Raw genomic sequence first — 23,043 nt, 5'->3', positions numbered from 1 at the left:
GATGATGGACGGCGATATCCGCGTGAATGCCTATGACGATGGCACGACTGACCGGGAGACCGGCGAGCAGCGCATCCGCAACTTCAACCTGAACTTCGGCCCGCAACACCCTGCGGCGCATGGCGTTTTGCGTCTGGTGCTTGAACTCGACGGCGAGATCGTCGAGCGTTGCGACCCCCATATCGGCTTGCTGCACCGCGGCACGGAAAAGCTGATGGAGAGCCGGACCTATCTGCAGAACCTGCCCTATTTCGACCGGCTGGATTACGTGGCGCCGATGAACCAGGAACACGCCTGGTGCCTGGCCATCGAAAAGCTGGCGGGCATCCAGATCCCGCGCCGCGCCAGCCTGATCCGGGTGCTGTTCTGCGAAATCGGCCGGGTGCTGAACCATATCCTGAACACCACGACCCAGGCCATGGATGTGGGCGCGCTGACGCCGCCTCTGTGGGCCTTTGAGGAACGCGAAAAGCTGATGGGGTTCTATGAGCGGGCCTCGGGTGCGCGTTTCCACGCCGCCTATTTCCGTCCGGGTGGGGTCCATCAGGACCTGCCGGCGGGCATGCTGGACGATATCGACGCCTGGTGCGACGGCTATCAGCGCGTGCTGGACGACCTGCATGGGCTTCTCACGGAAAACCGCATCTTCAAGCAGCGCAATGCCGATATCGGGATCATCACCGAACAGGATGTCCAGGATTGGGGCTTCTCGGGCGTGATGGCGCGGGGTTCGGGCCTGGCATGGGACCTGCGCCGCGCGCAGCCCTATGAATGTTATGACGAATTCGACTTCAAGATCGCCACCGGCAAGAATGGCGATTGCTATGACCGCTATCTGGTCCGCATGGCCGAGATGGAAGAGTCGGTGAAAATCATCCGTCAGGCCGTGGCCAAGCTGCGCCTGCCCGATGCGCAAACCGATGTGCTGGCGCGTGGAAAATACACGCCGCCCAAGCGCGGCGATATGAAGACCAAGATGGAAAGCCTGATCCATCACTTCAAGCTTTACACCGAGGGTTTCCACGTCCCCGCCGGTGAGGTTTACGCCGCGGTCGAGGCCCCCAAGGGCGAATTCGGCGTCTATCTGGTGGCGGACGGCACCAACAAACCCTGGCGCGCCAAGCTGCGGGCTCCGGGTTTCATGCATATCCAGGCGCTGGATTACATGTGCAAGGGCCACCAACTGGCCGACGTCGCCGCCATCATCGGCACCATGGATATCGTGTTCGGAGAGGTCGACCGCTGATGCTGCGCCGCCTGCATAAAGACCAACCCGCCTCTTTCGCCTTCACCGAGAAGAATCTCGAATGGGCCAAGGGGCAGATTTCGAAATATCCCGCGGGCCGTCAGGCTTCGGCGATCATCCCGCTGTTGTGGCGGGCTCAGGAACAGGAAGGCTGGCTGACCCGTCCGGCGATCGAGCATGTCGCCTCGATGTTGGGGCTGGCCTATATCCGCGCGCTGGAAGTGGCGACGTTCTACTTCATGTTCCAGCTGCAACCCGTGGGCTCGGTGGCGCATATTCAGATTTGCGGGACGACGTCTTGCATGATCTGTGGCGCCGAAGAGCTGATTGCGGTCGCCAAAGAGCTGATCGCCCCCGCCCCGCATCAGCTGTCGGCTGATGGCAAGTTTTCGTGGGAAGAAGTCGAGTGCATGGGGGCTTGCTCCAATGCGCCCATGGCCCAGATCGGCAAGGATTACTACGAGGACCTGACACCTGCGAAACTGCGCGAGTTGATCGCCCGGTTTAGCGCCGGTGAGGTTCCGACGCCGGGGCCGCAGAACGGCCGCTATGCCGCGGAGCCTTTGGCCGGGCTGACCACGCTGAAGGATTTCGAATCCGGGCGGACGCAGTATAACGGCGCGGCACAGATTGCGGTGGATGTGGGTGACACGGTCAAGCGGATCGACGGGACGGAAGTTCCGATCCGCACGCCCTGGGTGCAGGTGTAATCATGGATCATCACGATCATATCGACAGCGCCAATGAGTCCGGGGGCCCCTTTGCGGCAGGCTGGCTTTGGGCCCTGGTGGCGGCGGTTGTGACCGTTGTTCTGGCGCGCTGGTTCGGCACGCCGATGACCGGGGCGGTCCTTGTGGCCTTGGGGGTTTTCGTCGTCTTTTCCGTGCTGCTGGCGCAGTTCTGGGAGCCGCCCGCGGGCGAAACCCACGGCGACGACCACGGCCACGGGCACGGGCACCATTGAGCGCGGAGGATCTCCGCGCCCGGGCGGCCAAGCGCATCGGGGTGACTTTGGTCGTCACCATGGCGCTTTGGCTCCTGGTTCAAGAGATTGGGCGGCAATATCACTGGCCGCCCCGCTTTGCCTTACTTGCGGATCTTTCCGCTTTGGCCGCGTTCGTCTGGACGATGGTCGCAACCTACAGGCTCTGGCGCCAAGGCCAGACAGATGGTCCCAGGGGCCACAGATGAAGGAGCAGACGGATGCTTGACGACAAGGACCGCATCTTCACCAACCTCTACGGGATGCATGACCGCTCGATCAAGGGCGCGATGAAGCGGGGCCATTGGGATGGCACGGCGGGCATCCTGGCCCTGGGGCGCGACAAGATCATCGACATCATGAAGGCCTCGGGCCTGCGCGGCCGCGGTGGCGCGGGCTTTCCCACGGGGATGAAGTGGTCCTTCATGCCCAAGCAGTCGGATGGCCGGCCGTCCTATCTGGTGGTGAATGCCGACGAATCCGAACCCGGCACCTGCAAAGACCGCGAGATCATGCGGCACGACCCTCATACTCTGGTCGAAGGCTGCCTGATCGCCGCTTTCGCGATGAACGCCAACGCCTGCTATATCTATATCCGCGGCGAATATATCCGCGAGAAAGAGGCGCTGCAGAACGCCATCGACGAGGCCTATGACATGGGCTTTCTGGGCAAGAACGCTTGCGGGTCGGGCTATCCCTTTGATCTGTATCTGCATCACGGCGCCGGCGCCTATATCTGCGGCGAAGAGACAGCACTTCTGGAAAGCCTTGAGGGCAAAAAGGGCATGCCGCGGATGAAGCCGCCTTTCCCGGCGGGTTCGGGCCTTTATGGCTGCCCGACGACCGTGAACAACGTGGAATCCATCGCCGTCGTGCCGACCATCCTGCGTCGTGGCGCAGAGTGGTTTGCAAGCTTCGGCCGTCCGAACAACACCGGCACCAAGCTTTTCGGCATCTCGGGCCATGTGAACAACCCCTGCGTGGTCGAAGAGTCGATGTCGATCACGCTGCGCGAACTCTTGGAAACCCATTGCGGCGGCGTCCGCGGCGGCTGGGACAATATCAAGGCGGTGATCCCGGGTGGCTCCTCGGTGCCTTTGCTCACCAAGGAACAGTGCGACAACGCCATCATGGACTTTGATTGGCTGCGCGAACAGCGGTCGGGTCTGGGGACGGCGGCGGTCATTGTCATGGACAAGTCGACCGATGTGATCAAAGCGATTGCGCGGCTGTCCAAGTTCTACAAGCACGAAAGCTGCGGCCAATGCACGCCCTGCCGTGAGGGGACGGGCTGGATGATGCGCGTCATGAACCGCATCGTGACCGGCGACGCCGAGCTTGAGGAAATCGACATGCTGTTGTCCGTCACCAAGCAGGTCGAGGGTCACACGATCTGCGCGCTGGGGGACGCTGCCGCCTGGCCGATCCAGGGCCTGGTGCGCGCCTTCCGGAACGAGATCGAGGATCGCATCAAGGCCAAGAAGACCGGCCGTCTTTCGGCCATCGCGGCGGAGTAAGCCATGGCGCGCGCGCTGATCCTTGCCTTGACCCTGGGGCTTGCCGCCTCGGGTCCGGTCATGGCCGGCGCGCAGGCCGATGCCGATGATCTGCGCCTGGCGACCCAGGCCAGCCGTGGCATCAGCTTTCCGGTGATTTCCGGCTGGGTGATGTGGCGCGTCCGCCTGGCCGATGGCGATGTGACCGTGACGCTGAACGACCGCGCCCGCGTCGATGCCGCCATGGCGGAGGTCGCGGGGCGCAAGGCCTGTCAGGCGCTTGGCCGCGACTTCAGCGCCTCTGCCGCCGAAGAGGGGCAGGGCGCCTGGACCTTCCGGGGGGCCTGCCGGTGAAACGGGCGCTCCCCTTTCTGATCGCCTTGGCGGGTTGCCTGCCGATCGAGATCCCGCAGACCCCGGCCAAGGCGCCGCTGTCGCTGCCTTTGGTTGACGGCCGCCCTTCGGTCGTGACGCGGGCGCCGCATGACTACCAGATCTCGCGCACGGCGACGGCGCATGGGTTCGAATTCCGTGTGACGCGGATCGGCCGGGATTTCGATTACTCCGAGGGTTTGACCGCGAAAAAGGCCGCTATGGCCTGGTGCCAGCAATTCAACCGCGATTTCGGGGCCACGGCGATGGCGCGGTTTTCGCAGCCGAACGCCTGGGTCTTCGACGGGGATTGCGCATGACGCTATCGGATATCAGGCCGCAGGCCCGGGCGCGTGATGGGATGACGGGGCGGGGGCGGTCAGGATGGCTGCGTCCCAACCCGGAGGTTTCCATGCGCGCCGCCCTGATCCTGGCCTTTCTGGCCTTTCCCGCCTTTGCCGACGATCCCCGCATCGCCGCCGATACCCATGTGACCGAGGTTCTGACCGCGGCCCGTCTGGGCGATGTGATCCGCACCACCTGTCCCACGATCAAGGTGCGCTGGTTCGCCGTCTGGTCCGAGATGGAGGCGCTGAAGTCTCATGCCCGCGCGCAGGGTTACGCCGAGCCCGATGTGAAGGCTTTCTTGGCCGACAAGGGGCAAAAGGCGCGGATTGCGGCGCTGGCGGCGGCAGCGTTGCAAAAGGCCGGGGCGAAAGCAAACGATCCGGAAACCTATTGCGTGATAGGCCGCGACCAGATCGCGCGCCAGACCCTGGCGGGCCAGCTTCTCAGGGCCTCACCATGAGCAAACGCGCCGGCACCTACCGCGCCCCCGAGGGCCTTGATGTCGCAGCCGACCTGGCGGCGAAATATCCGTCCCTGGGCGATCTGGGCGGGCTTTATGCCAGCCATCAGGGCGCGGTTGTCCACAAATGGCACCATTATTTGCCGATCTATGAACGTTACATGGCGCGGTTCCGGGGCAGCAGGGTCCGCATGTTGGAGATCGGCGTGGCGCAGGGCGGCTCTTTGGAGCTGTGGCGCCGCTGGCTTGGCCCCGATGCCGTGATCTTTGGCGTCGATATCCGCGAGAAATGCGCCCGCTTTGACGGCGATCATGGTCAGGTCCGCATCGGTTCGCAGGATGATCCGGATTTCCTGGCCCGCGTCGTGGACGAGATGGGCGGCGTCGATCTGGTGCTGGACGATGGCAGCCACGAGATGGCCCATATCGAAGCCAGCCTGAAGGCGCTGTTTCCGCTTTTGTCCAATGGCGGCGTCTATCTGATCGAGGATCTGCACTCGGCCTATTGGACGCGCTGGGGCGGCGGGTTGCAGGCCAAGGCGAATTTCTTCAACAGCTTGCGCGATCTGGTGGATGACATGCACCACTGGTATCACGACGGCGAAGTGACGCGGCCGATGGTCGCTACGGGTTTGGCGGGCATGCATATTCACGATTCTTTCGTGGTGCTCGACAAGGATATGGTTTACGAGCCCATCCACACATTCGTCGGCACCGGCGACAGTGGCCGGGCGGTGGCGCGCAAAGCGTCGAAGGTTCAGAAAGGCGAGGAACGCTGATGTCCAACCTCAAGAAAGTTCTGATCGACGGTATCGAGGTCGAGGTTGATGGCGCGATGACCATCATCCAGGCCTGTGAGGCCGCGGGCATCGAAGTGCCGCGCTTTTGCTATCACGAGCGTCTGTCGATTGCGGGCAACTGCCGGATGTGTCTGGTCGAGGTCGTGGGCGGCCCGCCCAAGCCCGCCGCAAGCTGTGCGATGCAGGTCCGCGATCTGCGCGGCGGCCCGAACGGCGAACCCGCGGTGGTCAAGACCAACTCGCCCATGGTGAAAAAGGCCCGCGAGGGCGTGATGGAATTTCTGCTGATCAATCACCCGCTGGATTGCCCGATCTGCGACCAGGGCGGCGAGTGCGATTTGCAAGATCAGGCTATGGCTTACGGCGTCGACTTCTCGCGCTATCGCGAGCCCAAGCGCGCCTCCGAGAACCTGAACCTGGGTCCGCTGGTCAAGACCGAGATGACGCGCTGCATTTCCTGCACCCGCTGCGTCCGCTTCACGACCGAGGTCGCGGGCATCCATCAGATGGGCCAGACGGGCCGCGGCGAGGACAGCGAGATCACCTCGTATCTGAACGAGACGCTGGCGTCGAACCTGCAGGGCAATATCATCGACCTGTGTCCGGTTGGGGCGCTGACGTCGAAGCCCTATGCTTTTACCGCCCGCCCCTGGGAGCTGACCAAGACCGAGTCGATCGACGTCATGGACGCGCTGGGGTCGAACATCCGCATCGACGCCAAGGGCCGCGAAGTCATGCGCATCCTGCCGCGCAACCACGATGGCGTGAACGAGGAATGGATCTCGGACAAGTCGCGCTTCATCTGGGACGGGTTGCGCCGCCAGCGTCTGGACACGCCCTATATCCGCGAGAATGGCAAGCTGCGCAAAGCCACCTGGCCGGAGGCATTGGCCGCTGCCGCCAAGGCGATGACGGGGGCGAAAAAGCTGGCCGGTCTGGTCGGCGATCTGGCTCCGGTCGAGGCGGCCTATTCGCTGAAATCGTTGGTTGAATCCTTGGGCGGTTCGGTCGAATCCCGCACCGATGGCGCGCGTCTGCCTGCGGGCAATCGTTCGGCCTATGTCGGCAATGCGACGATTGCCGATATCGACGGGGCCAAGGCTGTCTGGATCGTGGGATCGAACCCGCGGGTCGAGGCGCCGGTGCTGAACGCCCGCATCCGCAAGGCTTGGCTGAAGGGCGCTGTGGTCTCTTTGATCGGTGAGGCCGTGGACCTGACCTATGATTACACCCATGCGGGCACCGACCGCGCGGCCCTGGCCTCGGCCGGGACGGCTGAGACGGGTGGCGTGGTGATCGTCGGTCAGAACGCGATCTCTGAGGCTGATGGCGAGGCGGTTTTGGCCAATGCCATGGCTTTGGCGAGCCGGATCGGCGGCAAGCTTCTGGTCCTGCACACCGCCGCCGCCCGAGTGGGCGCGCTGGATGTGGGCGCTGTGACCGAAGGCGGTCTGATTGCGGCCACCGAGGGCGCCGATGTCATCTATAACCTTGGCGCCGATGAGGTCGAAATTGGCTCTGGGGCTTTCGTGATCTACCAGGGCAGCCATGGCGACCGGGGTGCGAACCGCGCCGATGTGATCTTGCCGGGCGCGGCCTATACCGAGGAAAACGGGCTTTTCGTGAACACCGAAGGCCGTCCGCAACTGGCGATGCGCGCCGGTTTCGCCCCCGGCGAGGCCAAGGAGAACTGGGCCGTCCTGCGGGCGCTTTCGGCTGAGGTCGGCAAGCAACTGCCCTGGGATTCACTCGCCCAATTGCGCAGCCGCATTGTGGCGGCCCATCCTCATCTGGGCGCCGTGGACCAAGTGGCCGACAACGGCTGGACGCCCTTGACCCGGATGGACATGGGCGCGGCCAGCTTCCGTCTGGCGCGGGGCTCCTTCTATCTGACCAATCCGATTGCCCGGGCTTCGACGACCATGGGCGAATTGGCCGCACAGGAAGCCGCCCGCGACACGCGGTTGGCTGCGGAATGATGAAACGGGCTCTTCTTCTTGTGGCCCTGATGGGCTGTGCAGAGGAGCCCAAGGCCTATAGCCCTGAGTATCTGGGGATCGAGACCATCTTGATGGACAACGATCTTGTGACATTCCGGGTGGCGATGAAAGGGGCGCGGGCGAAGGACGATGTCATAGCCTACGCCCGTTGCGCTGCGGCGCAGTATGCCTTGATCCGGGGATATGGGTTCGCGCGTCATTTGCGCACCAATATCGCGGAAAGCGGTGGAATTTCGCGCGGAGATGCGGTTTACACCATCTCGGCGGCGCTGCCCCTGGGGCTGCGCAACATTGATGCGGAAGTGACGGTGCGCGATTGCGCCGCGCAGGGAATACCGACGGTCTAAGGACCGAATGAAGGGGAACGGAGACATGGGATTCTTCGAAACGACCTTGGGCATGGCTGTGCTTATGGTCCTGCAAAGCGTGCTGATCGTGGGCTTTGTCATGATCAGCCTTCTGTTCCTCGTTTATGGCGACCGCAAGATCTGGGCGGCCGTGCAAATGCGGCGCGGCCCGAATGTGGTGGGCCCCTGGGGCGTGCTGCAATCGGTGGCAGATGCGCTGAAGTTCATCCTGAAGGAAATCGTGGTGCCCGCGGGCGCCGACCGTCCGGTCTATTTCCTCGCGCCAATGCTGTCCTTTGTTCTGGCCGTGATCGCCTGGGCCGTGATCCCCTTCAACGATGGCTGGGTTCTGGCCAATGTGAACGTCGCGATCCTGTTCGTCTTCGCCGCCTCTTCGTTGGAGGTTTACGGCGTGATCATGGGCGGCTGGGCGTCGAACTCGAAATATCCTTTCCTGGGGTCGCTGCGGTCGGCGGCGCAGATGATTTCCTATGAAGTCTCCTTGGGGCTCATCATCATCGGGATCATCCTGTCGACGGGGTCGATGAACTTCGGCAATATCGTCGCGGCGCAGGACACGTCTTACGGGCTGTTCGGCTGGTATTGGCTGCCCCATCTGCCGATGGTCGTGCTGTTCTTCATCAGCGCACTGGCAGAAACCAACCGCCCGCCCTTTGACCTGCCCGAAGCCGAAAGCGAACTCGTCGCCGGCTTCATGGTCGAATATTCCTCGACGCCTTACCTTCTGTTCATGGCCGGCGAATATATCGCGATCTGGCTGATGTGCGCTTTGCTGTCGATCTTGTTCTTCGGCGGCTGGCTCTCGCCCATTCCCGGCATCCCGGACGGGTTCGGCTGGCTCTTCGCCAAAATGGTCGCCTGGTTCTTCATGTTCGCCATGGTGAAGGCCATCGTGCCGCGCTACCGCTATGACCAGCTGATGCGCATTGGCTGGAAGGTCTTCCTGCCGCTGTCGCTGGGCTGGGTCGTCTTGATCGCCTTTTTGGCGAAGTTCGAAATCCTCGGTGCCTTCTGGGCCCGCTACACGATGGGGGGCTGATATGGCATCTGTCGATTGGGGTCGTGCGACCAAATACTTCCTGCTGATGGATTTCATCAAAGGCTTTGGCCTGGGGATGAAATACTTCTTCGCGCCCAAGGCCACGCTGAATTATCCGCATGAAAAGGGGCCGCTGTCGCCTCGCTTCCGCGGCGAACACGCCTTGCGCCGCTATGCCAATGGCGAGGAACGCTGCATCGCCTGCAAGCTGTGTGAGGCGATCTGCCCGGCCCAGGCCATCACGATTGATGCCGAGCCGCGCGAAGACGGCTCGCGCCGCACCACGCGTTACGACATCGACATGACCAAATGCATCTACTGCGGCTTTTGCCAAGAGGCTTGCCCGGTCGATGCCATCGTCGAGGGGCCGAATTTCGAATTCGCCACCGAGACGCGGGAAGAGCTGTTCTACAACAAGGAAAAGCTTCTGGACAACGGCGCGCGTTGGGAAGCCCAGATCGCCCGCAATCTTGAACTTGACGCGCCGTATCGGTGAGATGATGACCGACGATTTCGCCAAATTCTTCCAGACGATGATGGAAAGCGGTCAGCAGATGGCGCGCGCCTTTGCTGGAGGTATAGGCGGGGGGGGCATGGGCGCAGACCCCAAGGCCTTTGAGAAGTTCTTTCCGGCCATGCCGAAAGAGATGATCGAGGCGTTTTTCGGACGGACCTTCAACCCCGAGGGTCTGGACGCCCGCACGCGGTTCCTTGTGACCGTGGCGGCACTCACCGTCCTTGGCCCCGTTGGGGAGCCGCAATTGCGGTTGACCCTTCAGAACGCGCTGAAAGCCGGCGCGACCCAACGCGAGATCGCCGAGACGATCTGGCAGATGTCCATGTTCGGCGGGCTTCCCGCCACGCAAAAGGCGCTGGAAACCGCACGCGCCGTCTTTGCCGAAACCGAGGAGAGCCCCGAATGACTGTGGCAGGTCTGGCCTTTTATGCCTTTTCCATCGTGGGGGTCGTGGCGGCCCTGATGGTGACGCTCTCGCGCAATCCGGTCCATTCGGTGCTGTGGCTGATCCTGACCTTCCTGTCGGCCGCGGGGCTGATGGTGCTGTTGGGGGCCGAATTCGTGGCGATGCTGTTGATCATCGTCTATGTCGGCGCGGTGGCGGTTCTGTTCCTGTTTGTCGTCATGATGCTGGACGTGGACTTTGCGGAACTGAAATCCGAGATGGTGAAATACATGCCGCTGGGCCTTTTGGTCGCGGTGGTGATCCTGATCCAGCTGGGCTTTGGTCTTGGCGCCTGGGCGACGTCGGAAGGCGCCATGGGTCTGCGTCAGGCGGTCACGCCGGATGCGGCGCAGGTCGAGAACACCAAGGCGCTGGGGCTTCTGATGTATGACAAGTATCTGTATCTGTTCCAGATGTCGGGTCTGATCCTTCTGGTGGCCATGATCGGCGCCATCGTCTTGACGCTGCGCCACCGCAAGGACATCAAGCGGCAGAATGTGATGCACCAGATGTGGCGCGACCCGGCCAAGGCGCTGGAGATGATCGACGTGAAACCGGGGCAGGGGCTCTGACCCGGGCGGCGGGATAAATCCCGCCCTACGGCTAAAGGGTAGGGCGGGGTTCACCCCGCCGCCCGCGAAACGAGAGGACGAAACGGTGACCACGGCGGCACTCATCACGACGGCAGGGCGGGCAGCGATGCTCGGCGGCGTCGTTTTGGCCGGGCCTTCCATTTCGTGTGAAGTCGCAATCGACAAGACCAATGACCCGGTTCAGGTCGACGAGGACGGCAGCTTTCGCAATGGCGACCTCCATGCTGGTCCGACAGGTTGGGATCGGATGTCCGGTTTTGCTCCGTCGGATCTTGGTTCGGGCAAGGTCTCCCAGATTGTCGGGCTTGCGACGCCGTCTTGTTCCACCGATGAAGTGCTTGTCGTTTCGGATTGCTTTGCAGCTCAGGCCATCGCCCTTTGGGGACGCGCGGAACCGCTTCAAGGCGAACCGGAGGGGGATTGGGGACGCGACAATGCCGTTGCAAATCTCTTGCCGCCAAGCGGACCGCTTCGGTTGGACGCAGGGGTGGCAGTGGCCGCCCTCATTGACGCGGCGCAAGCAGCCGAGATTGCTTTTGTCGTCATGGGCAAAGAGGACGGGCATTGGGCGCCTTGGATGTCCTACCCGTTGCACCGTGGCTGCCAACTTTACTACCCCGGGTCTCCCGGGGCGAATTAAGAGGCCTTTGGCCTCGGGTGGCGGGGAAAACCCGCAAGGAAATGAAACGGGGCAAATCTCCCGGAGGGACTGACGGATGAACATCGGACTGGAACATTATCTCGCGGTGGCGGCGGCTTTGTTCGTCATCGGCATCTTCGGGATCTTTCTGAACCGCAAGAATGTGATCGTCATCCTGATGTCGATCGAACTCATGCTCTTGGCGGTCAACATCAACCTGGTGGCGTTTTCCTCGCTGTCGGGGGACTTGGTGGGGCAGATCTTCACCATGCTGATCCTGACCGTCGCCGCCGCCGAGGCCGCCATCGGCCTTGCCATCCTGGTCGTGTTCTTCCGCAACCGCGGCACGATCGAAGTCGAAGACGCCAATGTGATGAAGGGCTGACATGATCCCGACCGTAATCCTTCTGGCGCCGCTGGTCGGCGCCCTCATCTGCGGCTTCTTCTGGCGCATCATCGGTGAAACCGCCGCGAAACTCGTGGCCACCGGGCTTTTGTTCCTGGCCGCGGGCCTCTCGTGGTATACGTTCCTGACCTTCGACGGGGTCACGCAACAGATCGTGCTTCTGGACTGGGTGCAGTCCGGCTCGCTGTCGACCGAATGGGCCATCCGGCTGGACCGGCTGACCGCGATCATGCTGATCGTCGTCAACACGGTCTCGGCGCTGGTTCACCTCTATTCCTGGGGCTATATGGCCCATGACGAGAATTGGGGGCACGACGAGCCCTATCGGGCGCGGTTCTTCGCCTATCTGTCGTTCTTTACCTTTGCCATGCTGACGCTGATCACCGCCGATAACCTGGTGCAGATGTTCTTTGGCTGGGAAGGTGTGGGCGTCGCCTCGTATCTGCTGATCGGGTTCTATTACCGCAAGCCCTCCGCGACTGCGGCCTCGATCAAGGCTTTCGTGGTCAACCGCGTGGGTGACTTCGGCTTTGCGCTGGGGATTTTCGCGCTGTTCTTCCTGACTGACTCGATCAAGTTCGATGAGGTCTTCGCCAAGACGGCCGAGCTGGCCATGACCAACCTGCATTTCCTGTGGACGGACTGGAACGCGGCCAACCTGATCGGCGTGCTGCTGTTCATCGGCGCTTGCGGCAAGTCGGCGCAGCTGCTGTTGCACACCTGGTTGCCCGACGCGATGGAGGGGCCGACCCCGGTGTCCGCCCTGATCCATGCCGCGACGATGGTGACGGCAGGTGTCTTCCTGGTCTGCCGCATGTCGCCCTTGTATGAATATGCGCCCGAGGCCAAGGCCTTGATCGTGGTGGTTGGCGCTTCGACGGCTTTCTTTGCCGCGACCGTGGGCCTCGTGCAAAACGACATCAAGCGCGTGATCGCTTATTCGACCTGTTCGCAGCTGGGCTATATGTTCGCGGCAGCCGGTTCGGGCGTCTATGGCGCGGCGATGTTCCACCTGTTCACCCATGCCTTCTTCAAGGCGATGCTGTTCCTTGGCGCCGGTTCGGTCATCACCGCGATGCACCACGAACAGGACATGCGGAACTATGGCGGCTTGCGGAAGAAGATCCCGCTGACCTTCTGGATGATGATGATTGGCACCTTTGCCATCACCGGCGTCGGCATCCCCCTGACCCATATCGGCTTTGCGGGCTTCCTCTCCAAGGATGCGATCATCGAATCCGTCTATGCGGGTGGGTCCGCCTATGGCTTCTGGCTCTTGGTGGCGGCGGCCTGCATGACCTCTTTCTACTCGTGGCGCCTGATCTTCCTGACCTTCTTTGGCCAGGCGCGCGGCGACCACCACGCCCATGACCATGCCCATGAAAGCCCCTGGGTCATGACCCTGCCGCTGATCGTCCTGGCCTTTGGTGCGGTCTTTGCCGGCATGCTCTGGTATGCGGATTTCTTCGGCGACCATGAAACCATGCTGCACTTCTTTGCCATGACCGCGGCCGAGGGCGAGCATGCGATCTCGACCGGCGCCATCGCCATGGGTCCCGGCATGGAAGTGCTGGAGGCCGCGCATGAGGCACCGACCTGGGTCAAGGTCTCGCCCTTTGTGGCCATGGTCCTGGGCCTGCTGACCGCGCTGACCTTCTATGTCTGGAAGCCGTCCTTGCCCGCCACCTGGGCGCGTGAGGCGCAGCCGGTCTATCAGTTCCTGCTGAACAAGTGGTATTTCGACGAGCTTTACGACATCCTCTTCGTCCGGTCCTCCAAGGCGCTGGGGCGTTTCCTGTGGAAGCGCGGCGATGAGCAGATCATCGACGGTTCGTTGAATGGCGTTGCCTTGGGGATCATCCCCTTCTTCACCCGGCTCGCGGGCCGCGCCCAATCGGGCTATGTCTTCACCTATGCCTTCGCGATGGTCCTGGGTGTTGCCGCCCTGATCACCTGGGTCTCCATCGCCGGAGCTTCGCACTGATGTCCAACATTCTTTCCATCATCACCTTCATCCCCGCGGTGGCGGCAGCGATCCTGGCGCTGTTCCTGCGGGGCAATGACGCCTCTGCGCAGCGCAATGCCAAGTGGCTGGCGCTGTTTGCGACCGCGCTGACCTTCCTGATCTCGCTTCTGGTGCTGAAGGGGTTCGATCCCGCCAACACCGGGATGCAGTTCGTCGAGGAAGCGCCCTGGATCATGGGCTTTACCTACAAGCTGGGCGTCGACGGGATTTCGGTTCTGTTCGTCATGTTGACGACCTTCCTGATGCCGATCACGATTGCCTCGTGCTGGGGCGTCAAGGATCGCGTCAAGGATTACATGATCGCCTTCCTGCTGTTGGAAACGCTGATGCTGGGCGTCTTCACGGCGCTGGACCTGGTGCTGTTCTACCTGTTCTTTGAGGCTGGCCTGATCCCGATGTTCCTGATCATCGGCATCTGGGGTGGGGTGAACCGAATTTACGCCTCCTTCAAGTTCTTCCTTTACACCTTCCTCGGGTCGGTCCTGATGCTGGTCGCCATGGTGTCGATGTATTTCGCCGCCGGCACGACCGATATTCCGACGCTGATGACCTATCACTTCGACAGTGCGCCGATGGTGGTGGCCGGGATTTCGGTGATGGGCGGGCTGCAGACGCTGTTGTTCTTTGCCTTCTTCGCGTCTTTCGCAGTGAAAATGCCGATGTGGCCGGTCCACACTTGGCTTCCCGATGCGCATGTTCAGGCCCCGACCGCCGGTTCGGTGGTTCTGGCCGCGATCCTGCTGAAGATGGGTGGCTACGGCTTCCTGCGCTTCAGCCTGCCGATGTTCCCCGAGGCCGCGATGCTGTGGGCGCCCCTGGTGTTCTGGATGTCGGCCATCGCCATCGTTTACACCTCGCTGGTGGCGCTGGTGCAGAACGACATGAAGAAGCTGGTCGCTTATTCCTCGGTCGCGCATATGGGTTATGTGACGATGGGGATTTTCACGGCGAACCAACAGGGCTTGGACGGCGCGATCTTTCAGATGATCAGCCACGGGTTTATCTCGGGTGCGCTGTTCTTGTGCGTCGGCGTGATCTATGACCGGATGCACACCCGCGAAATCGACGCCTATGGCGGCCTGGTGAACCGGATGCCGGCCTATGCTTTGGTCTTCCTGTTCTTCACCATGGCCAATGTGGGGCTTCCGGGCACCTCTGGCTTCATCGGCGAATTCCTTGTTCTGATGGGGATTTTCCAGGTTGATACCGTGATTGCCACCATCGCCACGACCGGCGTGATCCTGTCCGCCGCCTATGCGCTGTGGCTCTATCGCCGTGTGACTTTGGGCGCCCTGGTCAAGGAGAGCTTGAAAACCATCAGCGACATGACAAGACGAGAGCGGGCGATCTTTGCCCCCCTGATCATCATGACTCTGCTTTTGGGCATCTATCCCAAGGTTGTGACCGATATCACCGGGCCCGCCGTTGGCGCGCTTGTCACGCAAATCCGGGCCGCCGTGCCCGTGGTGGAGGCGGCTCCGGTCGCTGCCACCGAAGAACACTCGAATTGAGAGGGCAGAGATGACCCAAGATCTGATCACCATCCTGCCGGAACTGCTGCTTGCGCTTTACGCGATGGCGGCGCTGATGCTGGCGGTCTACACGTCGAAGGACGGGTTGACCGGGTTGCTGACCTGGACCACGGCGGGGGTCATGCTGGCCCTGGCGGTCGTGATTGCGCTGCGTGAGGGGTCCTCGACGGCCTTCGGCGGCCTGTTCACCGAGGATGCCTTTGGCCGCTTTGCCAAGGTGACGATCCTTGTCTCCGCCGCCGCGGTCCTGCTGATCTCGCAACGTTTCATGGCGAAACGCGGGATTGCGCGGTTTGAATATCCGGTGCTGATCACGCTCTCGGTGGTCGGCATGATGGCCATGGTCTCGGCGGGCGACCTGATGGCGCTTTATATGGGGCTGGAGCTGCAGTCGCTGGCGCTTTATGTCGTGGCCTCGATCCAGCGCGACAGTCTGCGGTCGACCGAAGCCGGGTTGAAGTATTTCGTCCTTGGCGCGCTGTCCTCGGGCCTGCTGCTTTATGGCGCCAGCCTCGTCTATGGCTATGCCGGCACGACGCTGTTTTCGGGCATCACCACGGCGGTGCAGGGCGACATGCCGGTGGGTCTGGTCTTTGGCCTCGTGTTCATGCTGTCGGGTCTGGCCTTCAAGATCTCGGCCGCGCCCTTCCACATGTGGACCCCCGACGTCTACGAGGGCGCGCCGACCCCGGTGACGGCCTTCTTTGCCACCGCGCCGAAAGTGGCTGCCATGGCGCTGATCGCCCGCCTGACCTGGGACGCCTTCGGCGGCATCCCGGGGCAATGGGCGCAGGTCTTGGCGGCTCTGTCGGTCGTGTCGATGTTCGTGGGCGCCATTGCCGCCATCGGGCAAAAGGACATCAAGCGTCTGATGGCCTATTCCTCGATTGCGCATATGGGGTTCGCGCTGATGGGCCTGGCTGCGGGCACGGCTTACGGCGTGCAAGCCATGCTGATCTACATGGCGATTTACGTCACCATGAACATCGGCACCTTCGCCTTCATCCTGTCGCTGGAAAAGGCGGGTCAGCCTGTCACCGACCTGACCTCGCTGAACCAGTTCGCCAAACGCGAGCCGCTGAAGGCGCTGGCCGTCCTGGTCCTGATGTTCTCCCTGGCGGGTGTGCCGCCGATGCTGGGGTTTTTCGGCAAGTTCTATGTGCTGAAGGCGGCGGTCGATGCGGGCATGACTTGGCTAGCGGTGGCGGGTGTCGTGGCCTCAGTGATCGGCGCCTTCTATTACCTGCGCGTGGTCTTTTACATGTATTTCGGCACGACCGAAGGCGATGTGGAAAGCCGCACCTCGCCGGTCGAATGGCTGGCCCTGATTGGCGTCGCTGCCGTGGTCCTTTTGGCCGTGGTCAACCTGTTCGGGCTAGAGCCTGTGGCGCTGGCCGCCGCGCAATCTCTTGTTGGCTAAGGCCCCTTGGCCCCAGGGCGTGGCACGCCATGTCCTGGAGAGCATCGACAGCACCAATGCCCAGGCCCTGCGCTTGGGCTTTGGTCATGCGCCGGCCTGGATCTTGGCCCATGAGCAGACCGCCGGCCGCGGCCGCCGCGCCCGCGCCTGGGCCTCCCCCCGCGGCAATTTCCACGCCTCGCTTCTGCTGGCGCCATCCGAGCCCACCGCCACCGTGGCGCTGCGCTCTTTCGCGGCCGCCCTCGCGCTGCGCGACGCCTTCGCCCAGCTGACCGAGGCCCCCCAGGCCTTCACGCTGAAATGGCCCAATGACGTGCTCTGCAACGGCGCCAAGATCGCGGGCATCCTGCTCGAGGCCAGCCTCCCGGCGTTGGCCATCGGCATCGGCGTCAACCTGATCGCCGCCCCCGACCCCGCACTGCTGGACCCCGACGCCCTGCCGCCCACGACGCTGCTCGCCGCCACCGGCCTGCGCATCCAGCCCGAGACTTTTCTCGACACCCTCGCCCCCGCCTACGAGGCCTGGGAGACCACCTTCCAAACCCAAGGTTTCGCCCCCCTCCGCGCAGCCTGGCTGCAGAACGCTGCGAAACTCAACGAACCCATCCGCGCCCGTACCGGCACCCAAACCCTTTACGGCACCTTCAAAGGCCTCGACGAGACCGGCGCCCTCCTCCTCCAAACCGCTCAAGGCCTGACACCGATCCCCGCCGCCGAAATCTTCTTCTGACCGCCAGCAAAGCCGTTCACGCAAAGCCGTAAAGGTCTTCTTTCGCTTTCATACTGGCTCAAATATCTCCACGGGGGTCCGGGGGTGTGAAACCCCCGGGCGTTCCGCAAAAGCTCCAGGACAAGCCCCATGCTCCTCGCCATCGACTGCGGCAACACCAACACTGTCTTTTCCATCTGGGACGGCGCGAAATTCCGCGCCACCTGGCGCATGGCCACCGATCACAAGCGCACGGCCGATGAATATTACGTCTGGCTGCAAAGCCTCATGGCGCTGACAAAGACCGAGGCCGAGATCACCCAAGCCATCATCTCTTCCACCGTGCCGCGCGTGGTCTTCAACCTGCGCGTCCTGTGCAACCGCTATTTCAACTGCCGCCCCTTGGTCGTGGGCAAGCCGGACTGCCGCCTGCCGCACCCGCCCCGCGTTGACCAGGGCGTCACGGTCGGCCCTGACCGGCTGGTCAACACGGTCGCAGGCTTTGCCCGTCATGGCGGCAATCTGATCGTGGTGGATTTCGGCACGGCCACGACCTTTGACGTGGTGGACGACGACGGCGCCTATATCGGCGGGGTCATCGCCCCGGGTGCCAACCTTTCGCTTGAGGCGCTGCATATGGCGGCGGCGGCCCTGCCGCATGTCGATGTCGCCAAACCTGCAAGGGCCATTGGCACGAACACGGTTGCCTGTATGCAATCTGGCGTCTATTGGGGCTATATCGGCCTGATCGAAGGCATCGTCCGCGAAGTCCGCAAAGAGCGCCCCGCCCCGGTGAAAGTGATCGCCACGGGTGGCCTGGCCTCCTTGTTCTCGCAAGGCACGACGCTATTTGATGCGGTCGAAGATGATCTGACCATGCATGGGCTCGTCCTGATCCATGCTCACAACGAAGAGTATCCGTATGGCCCCGAGCAAATCCCTTGACCGTCTGATCTATATGCCTCTTGGAGGTGCGGGCGAGATCGGGATGAACGCCTATGTCTATGGCTATGGCCCCAAGGACAAGGAACGCCTGATCCTGGTCGATATGGGCGTGGCCTTCCCGGATATGGACAGCTCGCCCGGCGTCGATCTGATCCTGCCCGATATCGCCTGGCTGATGGACCGTCTGGACCGGCTGGATGCGATCTTTATCACCCATGCCCATGAGGACCATATCGGCGCCCTGCCGCATCTCTGGCCGCTGCTGAAGAAACCGGTCTATGCACGCCCCTTCACCGCAGCCATCGGGCGCGGCAAGATGGAGGAGGCGGGGCTTTCGCGCGACGCCATCCGCGTCGTGGGCCCGATGACGCCGATCGAGGTCGGCCCCTTTACCGTGCAATATGTGCCGGTCAGCCATTCGATCCCGGAAAGCGCCGCCCTGTGCATCGACACGCCCGCGGGGCGCGTGATCCATTCGGGCGACTTCAAATTGGACCCGAACCCCGGCGTGGGCGAGCCCTGGGATGACACCCTGTTCGAAGCCTTGGTCAAGGAACGCCCGATCAAGGCTTTGATGTGCGATTCGACCAATGTGTTTTCCAAGGCTCCGGGCCGGTCGGAAAGCTCGATTGCGGGCAACCTGGCCGAGCTGATCCAGGGCGCTTCGGGGATGATGGTGGCCACGACCTTTGCGTCCAACGTGGCGCGGCTTAAAACCTTGGCCGAGGCCGGGCGGGCGGCGGGGCGGTCGGTCTGCTTCATGGGCCGCGCCATGCGCAAGATGATCACCGCGGCCGAGGAATCGGGCGTGCTGACGCGCTTTCCCAAATCGGTGACGGTGGAAGAGGCGGTTGATATTCCGCGCGGCAATCTGATGCTGATCGTGACCGGTTCGCAAGGTGAGCGTCGCGCGGCCTCGGCCCAGCTTGCGCGTGGCAAATATCTGGGGATGGAGCTGCGCGAAGGGGATACGTTCCTGTTCTCGTCCCGCTCGATCCCGGGCAATGAGCGGGAAATCCTGAAGGTGATGAACCAGCTGTCCGAAAAGGGCGTCGAGATCATCGACGAATCGGGCGGCAAATATCACGTCTCGGGCCATGCCAACCGGCCGGATCTGGAGCATGTGCATCGTCTGCTGCTGCCCGATATGGTCATCCCGATGCATGGCGAACATCGCCACCTGCGCGAACACGCCAAGATCGCCACCGATGCGGGCATCCAGTCGGTTGTGGCGACCAATGGCATCATGCTGGACCTGACGGGCGATGTGCCCGGCGTCTGCGGCTATTTCCAGATGGGCCGGGTTTACCTCGACGGCACCGCCCTGGTCGGCGCCATGGACGGCGTGATCCGCGACCGTATCCGCATGGCCTTGAACGGTCATGTGACGGTCACGATGATCGTCGACGAGGACGGCAGCGCCCTGGGCGATCCTTGGGCCGACATGATGGGGCTGGCGCCCACCGGCAAGGGGGGGCGTGATTTCGTCGAGACGCTGGAGGGCGATCTGGCCGAATTTGTCAGCCGCGCCGGGCGCAAGATCCTGGCCGATGACGACAAGCTGGAAGAGGCGCTGAAGCGCGTCGTCCGCCAGGTCGCCATGGAAGAGATCGGCAAGAAGCCGGAAGTGACCATCGTTATCTCTCGGCTTTCAGCGGAGTGACGGCGGAAAGCGCCGGGGGTTTCACACCCCCGGACCCCCGTGGGATATTTCTGAAAAGATGAATGAGGGGCGCGGGCGGTTTGCTTGCGCCCTTTTCGTTTGCGGGCGCTTGGGCGGTCTGGCGGGTCCTGTAGCCCGGGGGGCACACCCCGGGTCTATCTCCGCCAGCGCCGCAGACGCGGTGCGAGGAAAAGCCAGAGCCCCGAGAGCCCGAAAAGCACAAGCGCCAGGGCCGCGAGATCGGCGGGCCAGGTGCCGAGCTGGTCGCCGGCCCAGCCCGCGCGGTGCAGCCGCAAGAACAGCTTTTGCCAATCCATCCGCCAGCCGATCCTTGCCCCTTGGGCATCAGCCCAAGTGGTCAGGTAGGTGCCCGTTGCCCAAGTGGCACCCGTGGCCGCGTCGATGCCGCGCGAGCCGTCGTGTTCGGCCCAGGCAGGGCGGCCAAAGAGCGTAACGGGCTCTGGGTTGGTCAGGTTTGGCGTGGTGACGGGAAAGGCGGGCAGGGCTTGCAGGTCCTCGGCCGTGATCATGTCGGAGGGCAACCAGGGGTCGATGGCGCTTTGGTGGTTTTGGTAAAGCCCCGTCAGCGCGATCATCACCAGCCAGGGCCAGATCAAGAGGCCCAGGGTCCCATGCAAGCTCTTGATCCGCCTGTGCCACATGGGGGAGTTCTGGCAGAGGTCGCAACAATCCTCAAGACCTCCCCTCTGGCCCTCGGAGGTTGACCCTGTGGACAAATTCCGGTAAAGGGCCGGTGGGGCATTGTGCCTCAGACGCCGGGGCGCCCGGAAGTTGCGTCCCAATTGCATGGGCGGCCCTGTCCGCCTTCAGGATGCTGATGACCAAATTCGCTGACCTCGCCCTGGATCCCCGCGTGCTGCAAGCCGTGGTGGAGACCGGATATGAAACCCCGACGCCGATCCAGGAACAGGCCATCCCGCCTGCGCTGGAGGGGCGCGACGTCCTGGGCATCGCCCAGACCGGCACCGGCAAGACGGCGAGCTTCTCGCTGCCGATGATCACCATTCTGGGCCAGGGCCGCGCCCGCGCTCGGATGCCGCGCTCGCTGGTGCTGTGCCCGACGCGGGAACTGGCCGCCCAGGTGGCCGAGAATTTCGACACCTATGCCAAGCATACCAAGTTGACCAAGGCCCTGCTGATCGGCGGCGTGTCCTTTGGCGACCAGGACAAGGCGATTGACCGCGGTGTCGACGTGCTGATTGCCACCCCCGGCCGGCTGCTCGATCATTTCGAGCGCGGCAAGCTGATGCTGAACGGCGTCCAGATCATGGTGATCGACGAGGCCGACCGGATGCTGGATATGGGGTTCATCCCCGATATCGAGCGGATCTTTACCCTGACGCCGCCGACTCGTCAGACGCTGTTCTTCTCGGCCACCATGGCGCCGGAAATTGAACGCATCACCAAGGCCTTCCTGAAAGACCCGGTCAAGATCGAAGTGGCGCGCCAGGCGACCACCAACACTTCGATCGAGCAGAAGTTGTTCGCCTTTACGCCGACGCGCAAGGATCGCAGCTTTACCGAAAAGCGGGCGGCTTTGCGCGCGCTGATCAATGCCGAAGGTGAAAGCCTGACCAATGCCATCGTCTTTTGCAACCGCAAGATGGATGTCGATGTGGTCGCCAAGTCGCTGAAGGCGCATGGTTTTGACGCGGCGCCGATCCATGGCGATCTGGACCAGTCGCAGCGGACCAAGACGCTGGAAGGGTTCCGCGATGGGTCCTTGCGGCTGTTGATCGCCTCGGATGTGGCGGCGCGCGGTCTGGACATTCCGGCCGTTTCGCATGTGTTCAACTTTGACGTGCCGACCCATCCCGAGGACTATGTCCACCGCATCGGCCGCACCGGCCGGGCCGGGCGTCTGGGCAAGGCCTTTACGCTGGCCGTGCCGTCGGATGACAAATACCTGGGCCAGATCGAGAACTTGGTGAAGCAGCCGATCCCGCGGGGCGAATTGCCGGAAGGTGCGCTGGAAGGCGCCTCCGAGAATTCCGACCGTGCTCGGACCTCGACGCGGGGTGGGTCTTCGCGGTCGGGTCGCAGTGAGGGTCGGGGCGAGGGTCGGGGCGAGGGTCGGGGTGAAGGCGGGCGTTCGCGCAGCCGCTCTGGCGCGGCTTCTGGTGCGCCGCGTGATCCGATGCCGGTGGTCGAAGCTGAAGAAACCGTCGCTGAAGTGGTGGAAGCCGTCCGTGAGGCCCCCCGTGAGGCCCCCCGCGCCGAAGCCCGTCCCGAGCCGCGCCGCGAGGCAGAGCGTTCGGGCGAGCGTCGCGATGGCAACCGCGACCGCAATGGCAGCCGCGGCGAACGGGGTGCGGAGCGTTCGGGCGAACGTGGCCCGGACCGGACGGGCGAAAGGTCGGGTGAACGCTACGGCGAGCGTCGTGACGAAGGCCGCCCGGTGAACCGGTCCTATCCCGGTCAGCACGAGCGCATCGTGGGCATGGGCGACCATGTCCCGGATTTCATCCTGCGCAGCTTCAAGATCGCCGCTGCCGTGGTCGATGAGGCCGAGGACGACAGCGACGCGGCCTGAGAGCGATTGGGGGCGCTGCCCCCAAACCCCCGGAGTATTTGGGCCAATGTGAAATGAGATGGGCGCGCTGGGGAAACCTGGCGCGCCTTTGTTTTTGGGGGGAGGGGGCGCCGCCCCCGCTCCTGCGGAGCCCCCCGGAGATATTTGAGTCAATGTGAAAGGGGAAGCGGCTTGGTCGCAGCGGGCGCGCTTGGGCTTGCAGGGTGGTCAGTCGTCGATGGGCGGCAAGGGGCCAGCGTCGCCGATGAAGCGGGGGCCTTGGCCTGCGGCGAGGAGGCGTGCCCGGGTGGGGCTGACGTCCTGGCCCTGGGGCATGTAGCCGGTCAGGAGATAGCGCAAGCGCGGGGAGTGGCGGGCAAGGCGCTCGATCCGGGGCAGGAGCTTGGGGCCGTGTTCATCGAGGATCGTCCAGAACGGTCCGGCCGCGAGGGGTGCGGCCTGATCTTGGGTCGTTATCCGGCGCAGGATGGCGACGATCACGG

General features: G+C 63.2%; 25 protein-coding genes and 1 pseudogene. 24 read left to right on the top strand and 2 right to left on the bottom strand.

The window, feature by feature from the left end:
* Position 1 precedes the first annotated feature (1 nt).
* The 23 genes and pseudogenes from NX862_RS12715 to NX862_RS12610 all read left to right on the top strand — a co-directional run bounded on the left by NX862_RS12715 (position 2) and on the right by NX862_RS12610 (position 20,007).
* Entirely contained in the window at positions 2 to 1,246 is a 1,245-nt protein-coding gene (locus NX862_RS12715) for an NADH-quinone oxidoreductase subunit D (protein ID WP_264494275.1), read from the top strand.
* Positions 1,246 to 1,947: pseudogene (gene nuoE, locus NX862_RS12710) on the top strand (NADH-quinone oxidoreductase subunit NuoE); the annotation flags it as partial. The gene NX862_RS12715 and the pseudogene nuoE, both read left to right, overlap by 1 nt.
* Before the next feature lie 11 nt (positions 1,948 to 1,958).
* Positions 1,959 to 2,210 (top strand): hypothetical protein, encoded by a 252-nt coding sequence (locus NX862_RS12705; protein WP_264494274.1) that lies wholly within the window; start codon positions 1,959 to 1,961, stop codon positions 2,208 to 2,210.
* The gene (locus tag NX862_RS19460; protein WP_413694566.1) at positions 2,207 to 2,437 is read left to right on the top strand and encodes a DUF5337 family protein; all 231 of its coding nucleotides are present in this window, start codon (positions 2,207 to 2,209) and stop codon (positions 2,435 to 2,437) included. The genes NX862_RS12705 and NX862_RS19460 overlap by 4 nt, the downstream gene beginning before the upstream one ends.
* A gap of 12 nt (positions 2,438 to 2,449) precedes the next feature.
* On the top strand, positions 2,450 to 3,745 hold the full coding sequence (gene nuoF / locus NX862_RS12700; RefSeq protein WP_264494273.1) for an NADH-quinone oxidoreductase subunit NuoF: 1,296 nt from the start codon (positions 2,450 to 2,452) through the stop codon (positions 3,743 to 3,745).
* A 3-nt stretch (positions 3,746 to 3,748) separates the two neighbouring features.
* Complete coding sequence (locus tag NX862_RS12695; RefSeq protein WP_264494272.1) at positions 3,749 to 4,078, top strand: hypothetical protein; 330 nt, start codon at positions 3,749 to 3,751, stop codon at positions 4,076 to 4,078.
* Positions 4,075 to 4,416 (top strand): hypothetical protein, encoded by a 342-nt coding sequence (locus NX862_RS12690; RefSeq protein ID WP_264494271.1) that lies wholly within the window; start codon positions 4,075 to 4,077, stop codon positions 4,414 to 4,416. The genes NX862_RS12695 and NX862_RS12690 overlap by 4 nt, the downstream gene beginning before the upstream one ends.
* Before the next feature lie 92 nt (positions 4,417 to 4,508).
* The gene (locus NX862_RS12685; RefSeq protein WP_264494270.1) at positions 4,509 to 4,904 is read left to right on the top strand and encodes a DUF5333 family protein; all 396 of its coding nucleotides are present in this window, start codon (positions 4,509 to 4,511) and stop codon (positions 4,902 to 4,904) included.
* Positions 4,901 to 5,683: a class I SAM-dependent methyltransferase gene (locus tag NX862_RS12680; RefSeq protein ID WP_264494269.1), complete on the top strand. Its 783-nt coding sequence runs from the start codon at positions 4,901 to 4,903 to the stop codon at positions 5,681 to 5,683. The genes NX862_RS12685 and NX862_RS12680 overlap by 4 nt, the downstream gene beginning before the upstream one ends.
* Positions 5,683 to 7,683, top strand: a complete 2,001-nt coding sequence (gene nuoG, locus NX862_RS12675) for an NADH-quinone oxidoreductase subunit NuoG (RefSeq protein ID WP_264494268.1) — start codon at positions 5,683 to 5,685, stop codon at positions 7,681 to 7,683. Before NX862_RS12680 ends, nuoG begins: the two co-directional genes overlap by 1 nt.
* Positions 7,683 to 8,051 (top strand): YNQ4 family lipoprotein, encoded by a 369-nt coding sequence (locus tag NX862_RS12670; protein ID WP_264494267.1) that lies wholly within the window; start codon positions 7,683 to 7,685, stop codon positions 8,049 to 8,051. The genes nuoG and NX862_RS12670 overlap by 1 nt, the downstream gene beginning before the upstream one ends.
* A 25-nt stretch (positions 8,052 to 8,076) precedes the next feature.
* A complete protein-coding gene (gene nuoH / locus NX862_RS12665) occupies positions 8,077 to 9,111 on the top strand; it encodes an NADH-quinone oxidoreductase subunit NuoH (RefSeq protein ID WP_264494266.1) in 1,035 nt (344 codons plus the stop codon).
* A gap of 1 nt (position 9,112) precedes the next feature.
* Positions 9,113 to 9,607: an NADH-quinone oxidoreductase subunit NuoI gene (gene nuoI / locus NX862_RS12660; RefSeq protein WP_264494265.1), complete on the top strand. Its 495-nt coding sequence runs from the start codon at positions 9,113 to 9,115 to the stop codon at positions 9,605 to 9,607.
* 4 nt (positions 9,608 to 9,611) lie between these two features.
* Positions 9,612 to 10,034, top strand: a complete 423-nt coding sequence (locus NX862_RS12655) for a carboxymuconolactone decarboxylase family protein (protein WP_264494264.1) — start codon at positions 9,612 to 9,614, stop codon at positions 10,032 to 10,034.
* Positions 10,031 to 10,645 (top strand): NADH-quinone oxidoreductase subunit J, encoded by a 615-nt coding sequence (locus tag NX862_RS12650; RefSeq protein WP_264494263.1) that lies wholly within the window; start codon positions 10,031 to 10,033, stop codon positions 10,643 to 10,645. Before NX862_RS12655 ends, NX862_RS12650 begins: the two co-directional genes overlap by 4 nt.
* A gap of 85 nt (positions 10,646 to 10,730) precedes the next feature.
* A complete protein-coding gene (locus NX862_RS12645) occupies positions 10,731 to 11,306 on the top strand; it encodes a hypothetical protein (RefSeq protein WP_264494262.1) in 576 nt (191 codons plus the stop codon).
* A gap of 76 nt (positions 11,307 to 11,382) precedes the next feature.
* Positions 11,383 to 11,691: an NADH-quinone oxidoreductase subunit NuoK gene (nuoK, locus tag NX862_RS12640; protein ID WP_264494261.1), complete on the top strand. Its 309-nt coding sequence runs from the start codon at positions 11,383 to 11,385 to the stop codon at positions 11,689 to 11,691.
* A 1-nt stretch (position 11,692) separates the two neighbouring features.
* Positions 11,693 to 13,696 (top strand): NADH-quinone oxidoreductase subunit L, encoded by a 2,004-nt coding sequence (gene nuoL, locus NX862_RS12635; RefSeq protein WP_413694565.1) that lies wholly within the window; start codon positions 11,693 to 11,695, stop codon positions 13,694 to 13,696.
* Positions 13,696 to 15,249 (top strand): NADH-quinone oxidoreductase subunit M, encoded by a 1,554-nt coding sequence (locus NX862_RS12630; protein WP_264494260.1) that lies wholly within the window; start codon positions 13,696 to 13,698, stop codon positions 15,247 to 15,249. The genes nuoL and NX862_RS12630 overlap by 1 nt, the downstream gene beginning before the upstream one ends.
* 10 nt (positions 15,250 to 15,259) lie before the next feature.
* Positions 15,260 to 16,690 (top strand): NADH-quinone oxidoreductase subunit NuoN, encoded by a 1,431-nt coding sequence (nuoN, locus tag NX862_RS12625; RefSeq protein WP_264494259.1) that lies wholly within the window; start codon positions 15,260 to 15,262, stop codon positions 16,688 to 16,690.
* Positions 16,683 to 17,420 carry a biotin--[acetyl-CoA-carboxylase] ligase gene (locus NX862_RS12620; protein ID WP_510773202.1) on the top strand — a complete coding sequence of 246 codons (738 nt, stop codon included), beginning with the start codon at positions 16,683 to 16,685 and terminating at the stop codon, positions 17,418 to 17,420. Before nuoN ends, NX862_RS12620 begins: the two co-directional genes overlap by 8 nt.
* A gap of 129 nt (positions 17,421 to 17,549) precedes the next feature.
* Positions 17,550 to 18,344: a type III pantothenate kinase gene (locus tag NX862_RS12615; protein WP_264494257.1), complete on the top strand. Its 795-nt coding sequence runs from the start codon at positions 17,550 to 17,552 to the stop codon at positions 18,342 to 18,344.
* On the top strand, positions 18,322 to 20,007 hold the full coding sequence (locus NX862_RS12610; protein ID WP_264494256.1) for a ribonuclease J: 1,686 nt from the start codon (positions 18,322 to 18,324) through the stop codon (positions 20,005 to 20,007). The genes NX862_RS12615 and NX862_RS12610 overlap by 23 nt, the downstream gene beginning before the upstream one ends.
* A 155-nt stretch (positions 20,008 to 20,162) precedes the next feature.
* Here NX862_RS12610 and NX862_RS12605 read toward each other — a convergent pair whose 3' ends face one another.
* The gene (locus NX862_RS12605; protein ID WP_264494255.1) at positions 20,163 to 20,669 is read right to left on the bottom strand and encodes a PepSY domain-containing protein; all 507 of its coding nucleotides are present in this window, start codon (positions 20,667 to 20,669) and stop codon (positions 20,163 to 20,165) included.
* 176 nt (positions 20,670 to 20,845) lie between these two features.
* Between NX862_RS12605 and NX862_RS12600 the strand changes: the two genes are divergently transcribed.
* The gene (locus tag NX862_RS12600; protein WP_264494254.1) at positions 20,846 to 22,561 is read left to right on the top strand and encodes a DEAD/DEAH box helicase; all 1,716 of its coding nucleotides are present in this window, start codon (positions 20,846 to 20,848) and stop codon (positions 22,559 to 22,561) included.
* 207 nt (positions 22,562 to 22,768) lie between these two features.
* On the opposite strand, the gene NX862_RS12595 is transcribed toward NX862_RS12600, so the two are convergent.
* The gene (locus NX862_RS12595) at positions 22,769 to 23,041 is read right to left on the bottom strand and encodes a DUF6869 domain-containing protein (RefSeq protein ID WP_264494253.1); all 273 of its coding nucleotides are present in this window, start codon (positions 23,039 to 23,041) and stop codon (positions 22,769 to 22,771) included.
* Between the last annotated feature and the right edge of the window lie 2 nt (positions 23,042 to 23,043).

Origin of the sequence: Stagnihabitans lacustris, from assembly GCF_025950525.1 — a bacterium.
In the GTDB taxonomy this organism is placed as follows: domain Bacteria; phylum Pseudomonadota; class Alphaproteobacteria; order Rhodobacterales; family Rhodobacteraceae; genus Stagnihabitans.
The sequence above is the reverse complement of the archived record's forward strand: the minus strand, read 5'-3'. Positions and strand labels throughout refer to the sequence as shown.